Source organism: Streptomyces sp. PA03-6a (assembly GCF_033792765.1).
Classification (GTDB): Bacteria; Actinomycetota; Actinomycetes; order Streptomycetales; family Streptomycetaceae; genus Actinacidiphila.
Genome location: NZ_JARAVK010000262.1, coordinates 1 through 12,327, shown reverse-complemented (window position 1 = coordinate 12,327; position 12,327 = coordinate 1). Strand labels below are relative to the sequence as shown.

General features: G+C 73.7%; 8 protein-coding genes. 4 read left to right on the top strand and 4 right to left on the bottom strand.

Annotated features, from left to right (window positions below; genetic code table 11):
• Positions 1 to 1,341: TIR-like protein FxsC (locus PV350_RS38600; protein ID WP_500338120.1), on the top strand; the 1,341-nt coding region annotated here is incomplete at its 5' end.
• A complete protein-coding gene (gene fxsT / locus PV350_RS38595) occupies positions 1,325 to 5,242 on the top strand; it encodes an FxSxx-COOH system tetratricopeptide repeat protein (protein ID WP_500338118.1) in 3,918 nt (1,305 codons plus the stop codon). The genes PV350_RS38600 and fxsT, both read left to right, overlap by 17 nt.
• Positions 5,243 to 5,249: 7 nt before the next feature.
• Here fxsT and PV350_RS38590 read toward each other — a convergent pair whose 3' ends face one another.
• Both PV350_RS38590 and PV350_RS38585 read right to left on the bottom strand, forming a co-directional pair.
• A complete protein-coding gene (locus PV350_RS38590; RefSeq protein WP_500338116.1) occupies positions 5,250 to 6,140 on the bottom strand; it encodes an alpha/beta fold hydrolase in 891 nt (296 codons plus the stop codon).
• Positions 6,141 to 6,177: 37 nt separating this feature from the next.
• Positions 6,178 to 7,113, bottom strand: coding sequence for a DUF4231 domain-containing protein (locus tag PV350_RS38585; RefSeq protein WP_499514088.1), 936 nt, complete (start codon positions 7,111 to 7,113; stop codon positions 6,178 to 6,180).
• 162 nt (positions 7,114 to 7,275) lie between these two features.
• Here PV350_RS38585 and PV350_RS38580 point away from each other — a divergent pair, with 162 nt between their 5' ends.
• On the top strand, positions 7,276 to 8,055 hold the full coding sequence (locus PV350_RS38580) for a metallophosphoesterase family protein (protein WP_499514089.1): 780 nt from the start codon (positions 7,276 to 7,278) through the stop codon (positions 8,053 to 8,055).
• A gap of 34 nt (positions 8,056 to 8,089) precedes the next feature.
• Here PV350_RS38580 and PV350_RS38575 read toward each other — a convergent pair whose 3' ends face one another.
• Positions 8,090 to 8,506: a DUF1877 family protein gene (locus PV350_RS38575; RefSeq protein ID WP_500338114.1), complete on the bottom strand. Its 417-nt coding sequence runs from the start codon at positions 8,504 to 8,506 to the stop codon at positions 8,090 to 8,092.
• A 95-nt stretch (positions 8,507 to 8,601) separates the two neighbouring features.
• Here PV350_RS38575 and PV350_RS38570 point away from each other — a divergent pair, with 95 nt between their 5' ends.
• Positions 8,602 to 9,798 (top strand): hypothetical protein, encoded by a 1,197-nt coding sequence (locus tag PV350_RS38570; RefSeq protein ID WP_500338112.1) that lies wholly within the window; start codon positions 8,602 to 8,604, stop codon positions 9,796 to 9,798.
• A 9-nt stretch (positions 9,799 to 9,807) separates the two neighbouring features.
• On the opposite strand, the gene glgB is transcribed toward PV350_RS38570, so the two are convergent.
• On the bottom strand, positions 9,808 to 12,327 hold a 2,520-nt coding region (glgB, locus tag PV350_RS38565; RefSeq protein ID WP_500338110.1), incomplete at its 5' end, for a 1,4-alpha-glucan branching enzyme.

The following is a 12,327-nucleotide window of genomic DNA, read 5'->3' as shown; positions in this document are numbered from 1 at the left end:
GCATTACCCGTGGGGCAGGGAGACGCCTCGGACAAGCCCTACTTCTTCCTCAGTTACGCGCACACCCCCAGGAACGACCCCTCTGATCCCGACCCCGACCTGTGGGTCGCCAAGCTCTACAACGACCTGTGCGCACACATCCTGCAGATGACGACACTGCCCGCCGGGGTCAAGGCGGGCTTCATGGACCGGGGGATGAACGTCGGCGAGGGCTGGCCGGAATCGCTCGCCGAGGCGCTGGCGCACTGCCAGGTCTTCGTCCCGCTCTATTCGCCCCGCTACTTCCGCAGCCAGCAGTGCGGCAAGGAGTGGTTCGCCTTCTCCCAGCGCGCCGTCCACCACCGGTCCCTGCACGACCGCCCGATATCCGGCATCGTGCCCGCGCTGTGGGTGCCGGTCGCCGCGAACGACATGCCGGGCCCGGCCGAGGGACTGCAGTTCAACCACGCGGACTTCGGCGAGGACTACGCCGCCGAGGGCTTCTACGGGCTGATCAAGCTCAGCTACCTCAAGCACGAGTACGAGCGGGCCGTCTACCGCCTCGCACAGCGCATCGTGCAGGTCGTCGAGGACACCAAGATCGCCAAAGGGCGTCACCTCGACTACCACCACGTCCCCAGCGCCTTCGGCCCCCCGGGCGCCAGCCGGCCGCTGCGCGTGACGGTGCTCGCCTGCTGCGACGCCGAGGAACTGCCCGCGGGCCGCAGCCCCACCTGTTACGGGCCCTCGCCGCGCGACTGGAACCCCTACCGCCCGCAGAGCAGCCGGCCGCTCGCCGACCACGCGGCCGACCTGGCGCGCAACCTCGACTACCGGGTCAGCGTGGGGGTGTTCGAGGAGGAGCTGGACCGCCTGCTGGACCCCACGCCCACCGCCCCCGGGCTGCTGCTGCTCGACCGCTGGGCGCTGGACTCGCCCGACCGGCGGGAGATGCTGAGCCGCTTCGGCAGCGAGCACCGGCCATGGGTCAGCGTCCTGGTGCCGTGGAACCGCGCCGACCCGGAGTCGGGCGGCCACGAGGAGGCCCTGCGCCGCCTCGCCGACGACGCCCTCGACCCCAGCCGCGCGGACGGCCCGGGCGGGCGCTTCGTCCGCAACAACATCCCGAGCCTGGAGGCGTTCAGCGACGACGTGCCCAGGGCCGTGGGACGTGCCGCCAAGCACTACGCCGCCCACGCCCCGGCCTTCCCGCCCCAGGGCCCGCACAGTTCGCGCCCGAGGCTCCGGGGCCCGTCCCCAGGGGCGTACGGACCCGAGCGCTCCTCCCCGTACGGCCTGCACGACGACCGCGGCACCACGGAACCCGACAAACCGGAGGGCCAGGATGACCGAGAGCCGTAACGGACGTGTGATCACGTTCTACTCTTACAAGGGCGGCACCGGACGGACCATGGCCCTGGCGAACACCGCCTGGATCCTCGCCGCCAACGGCCACCGGGTGCTGACGGTGGACTGGGACCTGGAGGCCCCGGGCCTCTTCCGCTTCTTCCACCCCTTCCTCGACCCCTCCGCGCTCGCGGCCACCACCGGCATGATCGACCTGATCACCGAGTACCGGGAGGAGGCGCTGCGCGACGTGCCGCGGCCGCCCGACTGGCACCGCCAGTTCGCCCGGGTCCGCCCGCACGCCATATCCCTCAACTGGGCCTTCCCCGGCGGCGGCAGCCTGGACTACCTGTCCGCCGGCCGGCAGGACCGCAACTACTCCACCGCGCTCACCGGCATCGACTGGGACGTCTTCTACGACCGCTTCGGCGGCGGCCAGTTCCTGGACGCCATGCGCGCGGACATGCGCCGCCACTACGACTACGTCCTCATCGACAGCCGCACCGGCCTCAGCGACATCGCCGACATCTGCACCGTCCACATGCCCGACGAGCTGGTGGTCTGCTTCACCCTCAGCGACCAGAGCATCTTCGGCGCCGCCGCCGTCGCCCGCGACATCGAGGAGCGCTACAACGGCCGGGGCATCCGCATCTTCCCCGTGCCGATGCGCATCGACGACGGCGAGAAGGAGAAGGCGGACGCCGGACGGGCCCTGGCCCGCGCCCAGTTCGACGGTCTCCCGGCCGGCATGGACGACGACGAACTCGTCTCCTACTGGGGGTCGGTGGAGATCCCGTACCGTCCCTTCTACGCCTACGAGGAGATCCTGGCGACCTTCGGGGACGCCCCGGGCCTGTCCAGCTCGATGCTGTCGGCCTGCGAACGCCTGACCTCCGTGGTCTCCGGCGGCGCGGTGAACTCGCTGCCCCCGATCGCGGAGTCCGAACGGCTGCGCTGGGCGGCGGAGTTCACCCGGCGCAGGCCCGTCCCGCCGTCCGGCCTGGTGCTGGCGTACGTGCCCGAGGACCGCATGTGGGCGGACTGGATCGAGTGGATCCTGACCCGGGCCGGGTTCCGGGTCGTCCCCTGGGACGTGGAGACCCACACCGCCCCCGCGGAACAGCCCGCCGTGGCCGGGGCCTCCGCCCGCACTCTCGTCGTGCTCTCCGCCGCCTACTTGCGGTCCCGGCGGGCCATGCGGGTGTGGGAGTCGAGCTCGGGCACCGACCCCTCGGGCCCGCAGCACCAGCTGCTGCCGATCCGGGTCGGCGACGTGCGCCCCGGCCCGCCGCTGGCCCAGCGCAGCCCGGTCAGCCTGGTGCGGCTCGACCACGCCGCGGCCGCCACCACGCTGCTGCGCGCCCTCGGCCGTGACGACACGGACCTCAACCCGACCGCCATGACCAACGGCCCGCGCTACCCCGTCGGCGACCCGAAGGTGTCCAACCTGCGGCCCCGCAACACCTTCTTCACCGGCCGCTCCACCGTCCTGGACCGGCTGCGCGACCGCCTGGGCGGCGGCAACCCCTCCGTCCAGCCCTTCCCGCAGACCCTCCACGGCCTCGGCGGCGTCGGCAAGACGCAGGTGGCGCTGGAGTACGCGCACCGTTTCAAGGCCGACTACGACCTCGTGTGGTGGATCGAGGCGGAGCAGGAGGACCGGATCGCGCCCTCCCTCGCCGAACTCGCGCGCCGCCTGGAGCTGAGGGTCGGCGACAGCGTCTCCGAGGCCGCCGAGGCGGCCCGTGACGAACTGGCCACCGGCACCCGCTTCCCGCGCTGGCTGCTGGTGTTCGACAACGTCGAGGACCCCGAGCGGGTGCGCCGCTTCTTCCCCGGGGGACGCGGCCACATCGTGGTCACCGCCCGGAACAAGCCGCCGACGGGACCGACCGAGCCCCTGGAGATCGAGGTCTTCAACCGCTCGGAGAGCGTGGAGCACCTGCGCCGCCGGGTCGGCGGGATGAGCCGGGAGGACGCCGGGCAGGTGGCCGAGGCGGTCGGCGACCTGCCGCTGGCGGTCGAGGTGGCCGCCGCGTGGCTCGCCGAAACCGCCACCCCCGTCGACGTCTACGTGCACCAGCTCAAGGAGCAGACGACCAAGGCGCTGTCGGTCACCACCGCCGCCGGCTACCCGCGGGAGGTCGGGGCGACCTGGAGCATCTCCATCAGCCGGCTGCGCAACCAGTCCAAGGCCGCCGTCCGGCTGCTGGAGCTGTGCGCGTTCTTCGCGGCCGAGCCGATCTCGATGACCCTCATCGAGAGCGACTCCATGATCCAGGCGCTGCTGCCGCACGACCCCCAGCTGCGCGACCGCTACATGCTCGGCAAGGTCATCCAGGCGCTCAACCGCTTCGCCCTGGCCAAGGTCGACCCGGCCGACAGCAGCATCCAGGTGCACCGGCTGGTGCAGGCCGCCGTGCGCTCGGAGATGTCGGAGGACGACCAGCAGGACACGATGCACGAGGTGCACCGCATCCTCGCCGAGGCCCGGCCGCCGGAGGACGCCATCAACGACCCGGCGAACTGGCCCGGGTTCGAGCTGATCTGGCCGCACCTCGCGCCGTCGCAGGCCGAGGACTGCCGCGAGGAGAAGCCACGCCAGCTGCTGGTCAACCGTGTCCGCTACCTGTGGAAGAGCGGCGAACTGGAGCAGGCCAGGCAACTGGCCGAGCAACTCCTCGGCGTGTGGCAGCAGTCCCTCGGCGAGGACGACCTGCAGACCCTCAACCTGCAGTTCGAGCTCGCCAACGTGCTCCGCTCGCAGGGCAAGTACCAGGAGGCCCGGCAGTACGACGAGGACACCCTGGCCCGGCAGACCGCCCTGCTGGCCCCCGGTCACCCGCACACCCTGATCACCGGCGGCAGCCTCGCCGCGGACCTGCGGGCGCTGGGCCTGTTCCAGGAGGCCAGGGAACGCGACGAGCAGATCTACGCCGGCTTCAAGGACATCTTCGGCGAGCAGCACCCGCGTTCGCTCGTCGCGGCCAACAACCTCGCCATCGACTACCGGCTCACCGGGGACTCCGAACTCGCCCGCCGGCTGGACCAGGAGACCGTGGACCGGCGCACCCCGATGCTCGGCGACCGCCACCCGTACACCCTGTCCACCAAGGCCAACCTCGCCCGCGACCTGCGGGAGATCGGCGACTACACCGGTTCCGTCGCGATGCTCGAAGAGGTGATGGACGTCTTCCAGGACGTCCTCAACCCCGACGTGCCCGAGACCCTCCGCAACGCCAAGAGCCTCGCCGTCTCGCTGCGCAAGGCGGGCCGCGCCGCGGAGGCGATGCGGCTCACCCAGGTGACGTACGACCGCTACCTGGAGCGGTACGGGCCCGACGTGCCCGACACGCTCGCCTGCGCGCTCAACCTCGCCGCCGACTACTCGGCGGCCGGCGACAAGGCGAAGGCCCGCGACCTGGCGACCGACGCCCTCGCCGCCTACCGCCGGCTGCTCGGCGACGACCATCCGTTCACCCTGGCCTGCCGCAACAACCTCGCCATCTACTTGCGGGGCAGCGGCAACGCCGAGGAGGCCGTGGCGGTCGGCACCGAAACCCTGGCCGGGCTGGAACGCGCGGTCGGCCCCCGGCACCCCTACACCCTCAACTGCACGATCAACCTGGGCAACGCCACGGGCGAACAGGGGGACACCGACCGCGCCGTGACCCTCCTGGAGACCGCCCTGCGCGGCCTCACCGAGCGCTACGGTCCCGAGCACCCGGACGCCCTGGCCTGCGAGATCAACCTGGCCTACGCCCTGCGGCAGTCCGGCCGGCACGCACGGGCGCAGGCGATCCGCAGCAAGGTGCTTCCGGAGTGCGTACGGCTGCTCGGCGAGGAGCACCCCCTCAGCCGGGCCGCCCGCGAGTGGTACCGGGTCAACCGGGACCTGGAGCCGCAGCCGGTGTGAGCGGCGGTCAGGCGGGCATCGACCGTGCCCGACCGCCCCCGGCGGCCGCCCAGGCGAGCACCTTGGGCAGCACCGACAGGGCCGCGAAGTGCGCGGCCCCCGGCTGCACCACCATGCTCGCGCCGGGGATGTGCTCGGCCAGCCAGCGCGAGTGCGCCACCGGGGAGAACACGTCGTCCTCGCCGTGCCACAGCAGCACCGGCGCCGCGATGCGGTCCAGGCCGAACCCCCAGCTCCGGTTGAACGCCAGCGTGTCGTCGATCCAGCCGTCGGCCGAGGTGCGCAGCGCCTCCGCGTAGGTGCGCAGCAGCATCGTGCGCAGGCCCGCGTCCGCGATCACCCGCTGGTCCGGCTCCGGCATCTCCTCCCGGAGCACGGCGAGCAGGCTGGCCGGGTCGTCGCGGATGGTGCGGGAGCGCAGTTCCAGCCGGGCGGCGAGCCGCCGTTGCGCCGCGTCGGCGGTGGTGTGGTCGCGGACGTTGGACCGGGTCATCCCCGCGTACCAGGCGAGCCCCTGCGCGTCCCGCGGCGCGAGCCCCACCAGCACCGCCACCCGCGTCACCCGGTCGGGCAGCAGCGCGGCGCACGCGAGCGAGTGCGGCCCGCCGCCCGAGCGGCCGACCACCGCGAACCCGTCCAGGCCCATGGCGTCGGCGATCGCCGCGACATCGGCGGCGACGTCCGCGACCCGCCGGCCGGGCAGCCGCTCGGAGCCGCCGTACCCGGGCCGGTCGAAGGAGATCAGCCGCACTCCCAGCCGGTACAGCACGGCGCTGCGCGGCACCGGGCCGAGCCGGCTGCCGGGTGTGCCGTGCAGCAGGAACACCGGCCTGCCCCGCGGATCGCCCCGGGTCTCCACCGCCAGTTCCCGCCCGTCCCTCGCCCGTACGACACGCACTGCGAGCGGCCCCCTCTCGTGTCCTGCGGTCCGTCCCTCACACGCGCATCTCGCGCCTCGCCTGCCAGGTGGTGTGCTCCCGGGACACCGCGTCCTCGGCGTCCCGGGTCAGCTGCGACCACAGGTGCTCGGCATGCGGGTCGTCCAGGTCCAAGGACGCCAGCTGCACCCGGATCAGCTCCAGTTCGTCGGCCGCCACCCGGTACGCCGCGGCCAGCGGGCTGTACTGGCGCAGCTGCGCCCAGGCCGCGACCGAGGCCGTGATGGCCGACACGAAGCCCAGGGTGTCGAAGGGTGACCAGCCGCCCGCCCGCAGCACCAGGAAGAGGACGCCGAGCAGCGGGAAGGCCATCGCCAGCCGTCCCGCCCGGCGCCCGTTCACCTCGCAGCGGACCGCCTTCATCGTGTACCACTCGTGCTGCACCCGGATGCGCTCCCGCAGGTACACGTCGTGCCGCACGCGCAGCGGCGCGTCCCGCAGCCGCCGCATCGCCGGGGTGATGCCCGAGTCGACGTGGGAGGGCAGGGCCCTGCTGCGCCGGAAGGTGTGCAGGACGTCACCGAGCTGCAGCCGGTACAGGGCGTCCGGGTCGCGTTCGTCGCCGGGCGGCGTGAAGGGGTCGGCCCGCACCGAGTACTTCCAGGCGAGCGTCTTCATGGACTCGGCCAGCGCACGGCCCTCGTACCACAGCGCCTGCGGGTTCTGGCGGTGGATCACCCAGGTGGTCCACGCGGCGTACGCGAACAGGACGGCCGCGAGCCAGGAAGCCCAGTGCAGGCGGCCCGCGGTGGCGTCGAACGAGCTGAAGACGGAGGCCACCGTGAGCAGGCCGAGCTGCTGACGCGACAGCCGTACGGTCTGCCACTGGCCCCGCAGTGACGCCCGGTCGGCGGACCGGAACAGGTCCGGGAGCAACTCGCGTTCGCTCACCATCGGCAGCGGCCCCCCGCACTCGCTGAATCCCGCAGTCATCCCAGTATGGGCGTGCCGGGGGCGGCAGCCCAGTAGGCGTCCGGCCGAACTCCCGCTCCCCGCACGCGCTGTGGCCGCGCGGGCGGCGCCGCTGCGGCGGGTCCGTCACGCCCTCGGCGAACGCGCGCCGCACGGGCCGCAGCGGCGGGCAGGCTGACGGGTGTGCTGAGACGAGTCGCGGTCCTGTCCGACGTCCACGGCAACCTGCCGGCCCTGCAGGCCGTACTGGCCGAGCCCGACGTCCGCGCCGCCGAGCGGGTGGTCCTCACCGGGGACCACGCGGCGGGCCCGATGCCGGTGCCCACCCTCGACGCGCTGCGCGACCTCGGCGGGCGCGCCCTGTGGATCCGCGGCAACGCGGACCGCGAACTGGTCGAGCACCGCCGTACGGGCAGGACGACCGGGTACCCGGAGTCGGACTGGGCCGCGCGGCGGCTCCGCGAGGACCAGGTGACCTTGCTGGCCGGCCTCCCGGACACCGTGGAGCTGGAGGTTGACGGCCCGGGCCGGACGCTGTTCTGCCACGCCACCCCGCGCGACGACGAGGAGATCGTGCTCGTCGACTCCCGCGCCGAACGCTGGGCCGAGGTGATGTCCGGCGTCGCCCCCGAGGTGGAGACCGTCGTCTGCGGGCACACGCACATGCCGTACGCCCGGGTCGTCCACGGCCGGCTGGTCGTCAACCCCGGGAGCGTCGGCATGCCGTACGGCCGCGACGGCGCCCACTGGGCGCTCCTGGGCGCGGGCGGCGTCCAGCTGCGCCGCACCGTCTACGACCGCGAGACGGCGGCCGCGCGGATCGTCGCGGAGTCCGGCTTCGAGGGCGCGGCGCGGTGGGCGCGGGAGTACGTACTCGGCTGCCATCCGGCCGAGGCCGTGATCGACGCGTGGGGCCCGCGCGACGGGCGGACCGCGCCGCAGCGCCCGCGCGACGGCGGCTGACGCCGCGGCGCACGCGACGCGTGGTGAGGACGGCTCAGTCCCACCACACGACGACGTACAGCCCCCGCCGCGCGGCCTGCTCGTAGAAGGCGCGCAGCGCGGTGAAGTGCCCCGTCAGGTATCCCCAGGGATCACGGACGCCCGGCAGCCCGTGGTCCGCCGCGTGCGCCCTCACCGCGTCCCAGTCGATCGCCGCCAGACCCTCCGCGACCAGGGTCACGTCCGCCGGGGCGACCGCGCCGGGAGGCGGCCCGAACACGCCGACCGCCTCCGGGTGGTCGGGGAAGGCGATGGCGACCTCCGGGTCGCCGTCCAGCGCGCGCTCCAGCGCGGCCAGGGCCGGTGCCGCCGCGCCCGCGGCCCGGCAAACCCTCTTCAGCGGCGCCGGTGCCCAGTCGAGGTCGAGCACGTCCTCGCGCGGCGGGTCCCATCCCGGGTCGCCGTACGGCATCGGGCCAGGAACTCCTCCGTCACCCGTGCGAGTTGCTGTGTCACCGCCATGGGAACAGTGTTGTCCGGCCCCGGCGCCGCTGGTAGGAACGCCGCATGGATGTGGGGACGCTCACCGCGGTGGCCGGCCTGCCACTGGCGGCCGTGGCGGCGTATCTGGCGTGGGAGCCGCAGCGCACCGTGCACCGGCAGCGGGCGGTCGACCGCTTCATCGAGGTGCGCCGGCACCTCAAGGAGCACCGCGCGGAGCTGGCGGAGGCGGGACTGGCCGCGCATCCCGCGCGGGACGGGGAGCTGGCGCTGCTCACGGCGCCGGGGTGGATCCCCGAGGAGCCGCTGCCCGCCGCGCGGGTGCGGCTGAGCCTGCGGCCCGAACCGGAGCCGGGGAAGGGGGAGTTCGAGGCCGCGAAGCGCAGGCTGCGGGGCTACTGGCCGCGCCGGGACGGCTTCGCCTCGGCCGTGGGGGAGTACGACCGGCCCGCGATGTGGTTCAACGGGCCCGGCTACCGGCTGACCGGGGTGACGCCCGGGGAGGGGGCGCCGGCCCTGGAGTTCGCGCTGGCCGGCTACTTCGATTCGTACGACACCGCCGAGCCGCTCGCCTACGAGGCCGCCCTGCGCCACCGTGACGGCGACGCCCCGATGGCCGGCCGCTACCGCCGCTGGCTGGGGGACCCCTTCGACCTGGGCCGCCGCTGCGCACAGTCCGGCGTCAGCACCCTCACCGTCAGGATCGACGGCGACCGGGCGTACTTCTTCCTCCACCGGCGCGACGCCCAGGGCGTGGCCACCGCCATGAACACCACCCACGTCGTCCCCGCCGGGGAGTTCCAGCCGCACGCCGACGTGCTGCCGGTCTGGCACTCCGACCTGGACCTGTGGCACAACACGATGCGCGAGTACGCGGAGGAGTTCCTCGGCGCGCCGGACGCCGGGGGCGTCGGCGGGGCGACCCTCGACTACGACACCGACGAGCCGTACGCGAGCATGAACCGCGCCGCCCGCGAGGGCCGGGCCCGCTTCAGCTTCCTGGGGCTCGGGCTCGACCCGCTGAACTGGAAGCCGGAGCTGCTCACCGTCTGCGTGTGGGAGGCCGCGACCTTCGACACCGTCTTCGGCGGCATGACCGAGCGCAACGAGGAGGGCGTGATCGTGGTCGGCCACGGCCACCAGGGGCTGCCCTTCACCGAGGAGAACGTCCTCGGCTACGCCCGGCACCCCCGCACCCATTCCGCGGGGCGGGCCTGCCTGCACCTGGCGTGGCGCAGGCGGGCCGCACTCGGCATCCCGTGACGTGTACGGTCAGGCCGGCCGCAGCCAGACGGTGGCCAGCGGCGGCAGGGTGAGCTGCACGCTCTCGCGCCGGCCGTTCCAGGCGACCGGCTCGGACTTCAGCGGCTCGGGATTGGTGACGTCGCTCCCGCCGTACGCGGCGGCGTCGGTGTTGAGCACCTCCCGCAGCGCCTCCACCCCGTCCGGCACGCCGATCCGGTAGCCGTGGCGGACGACCGGCGAGAAGTTGCTGACGGCGACCAGCGGGTTCCCCCCGGCGTCGAGGCGCACGAAGGAGAAGACGTTGTCCTCGGCTGCGCCGCCGTCGAGCCAGGAGAAGCCGTCCGGGGTGGTGTCGAGCTGCCACAGCGCCGGAGTGGCCCGGTAGCAGGTGTTGAGGTCCCGGACGAGGTCCCGCACACCGCGGTGGTCGCCCGCCGCGGAGTAGGTCTCGTCGAGCAGCCACCAGTCCGGCCCGTGGTCGTGGGACCACTCGGCGCCCTGCGCGAACTCCTGCCCCATGAAGAGCAGTTGCTTGCCCGGGTGGGCCCACATGAAGCCGAGGTAGGCGCGGTGGCCGGCGCGCTGCTGCCACCAGTCGCCGGGCATCTTGGCCACCAGCGCGCCCTTGCCGTGGACGACCTCGTCGTGCGAGATCGGCAGGACGTAGTTCTCGCTGTAGGCGTACACCATCGAGAAGGTCATCTCGTTGTGGTGGTACTTGCGGTGCACGGGCTCGTGCTTGATGTACTCCAGCGAGTCGTGCATCCACCCCATGTTCCACTTCAGGCCGAAGCCGAGCCCGCCGAAGCCGGCCGGGCCGACGTGGTGGGTGGGCCGGGTGACGCCGTCCCAGGCGGTGGACTCCTCGGCGATGGTGACGACACCGGGGCAGCGCCGGTATACGGTCGCGTTCATCTCCTGCAGGAAGGCGACGGCGTCCAGGTCCTCGCGCCCGCCGTACGCGTTCGGCGCCCACTGGCCGTCCTCGCGGGAGTAGTCCAGGTAGAGCATGGAGGCGACGGCGTCCACCCGCAGCCCGTCGATGTGGAACTCCTCGCACCAGTAGACCGCGTTGGCCACCAGGAAGTTGCGGACCTCGGTGCGCCCGAAGTCGAACTCCAGCGTCCCCCAGTCGGGATGGTCCCCGCGCCAGGGGTGCTCGTAGAGGTTGGTGCCGTCGAAGTCCGCCAGCGCCCAGTCGTCCTTGGGGAAGTGGGCCGGCACCCAGTCCATGATGACGCCGATGCCCGCCCGGTGCAGCGCGTCCACCAGGTACCGGAAGTCGTCCGGGGTGCCCATCCGGGCGGTGGGGGCGTAGTACGAGGTGACCTGGTAGCCCCACGAGCCGCCGAAGGGGTGCTCGGCGACCGGCATCAGTTCCACGTGCGTGAAGCCCAGGTCGCGCACGTACGCCGGGAGCTGCTCGGCCAGTTCGCGGTACGACAGCCCCGGCCGCCACGAGGCGAGGTGCACCTCGTACACCGACAAGGGCGCCTCGTGCACGGGCACGCGGCCGCGCGAGGCCATCCAGTCGGTGTCCTGCCACTCGTGGCGGGACGCGGTGACGACGGAGGCGGTGGCGGGCGGTGTCTCGGTGCGGCGGGCCATCGGGTCGGCCTTGAGCCGCCGCCCGCCGTCCGGCCCGCAGACCTCGAACTTGTAGCGCTGCCCCTCGCCGACCTCGGGCAGGAACAGCTCCCACACGCCGGACGAGCCCAGTGAGCGCATCGGGAAGGCGGTGCCGTCCCAGCAGGTGAAGTCGCCGACCACCCGCACCCCGCGCGCGTTGGGCGCCCACACGGTGAACCGGGTGCCGGTGACGCCCTCATGGGTCATCGGCTCGGCGCCGAGCGCCTTCCACAGCTGTTCGTGCCGCCCCTCGTTGATCAGGTGCAGGTCGAACTCGCCGAGCGCCGGCAGGAAGCGGTACGGGTCGTGCACCTCGCGCTCGTCGCCGTCGTAGCTGACGGCCAGCCGGTACGCGGGGACCTCGGTCAGCGGCAGCACACCGCTGAACAGCCCGTCGCCCTCGTGGTGCAGCGCCGTCCGCGCCCCGTCGCCGGTGACGACGGCCACGCTCCGCGCGTACGGCCGCAGTGCCCGGAAGGCCAGGCCGTCCGCCACGCGGTGGACGCCGAGCAGCCCGTGCGGGTCGTGGTGGGCGCCGTCCAGCAACCGGCGCCGTTCGCCGGGGTCGAGCTCCGGGGCCGGGGGCACATCGCCGGTCACGGGGCCGGCGGCCGGCGCGACCTCGGGCGCGGGCGGCGGCGCCTGGTGGCCGACCCCCGCGGGGGGCGCGGTGCGCGGCGCGGTGCCCGAGGCGGCCGGCCGCCCGGACCCGGCGGGGTCGTAGCCCCGCGCGACGGCCTCGGAGGAGCCGGACGCGTCCGGTCGCGGGCGGTCCGCGGCGGCCGGGCGGGCGCCCTCGGCCGCGGGTTCCGCGCCGGCGGTCCTCCCCCCACGTGCGGGCTTCGCGCCGGCGGCCTTCTGCGGCCCGGTGGCCGGGACCGGCGGGGTCGGCCACCGGGCCGCAGAAGGCCGCCGGCG

Bases quoted from the DNA above. Each gene is read 5' to 3' on its own strand.
- PV350_RS38585 (WP_499514088.1), bottom strand. From the start codon at position 7,113: ATGACTGCGGGATTCAGCGAGTGCGGGGGGCCGCTGCCGATGGTGAGC.
- PV350_RS38570 (WP_500338112.1), top strand. From the start codon at position 8,602: ATGGATGTGGGGACGCTCACCGCGGTGGCCGGCCTGCCACTGGCGGCC.
- PV350_RS38575 (WP_500338114.1), bottom strand. From the start codon at position 8,506: ATGCCGTACGGCGACCCGGGATGGGACCCGCCGCGCGAGGACGTGCTC.
- fxsT (WP_500338118.1), top strand. From the start codon at position 1,325: ATGACCGAGAGCCGTAACGGACGTGTGATCACGTTCTACTCTTACAAG.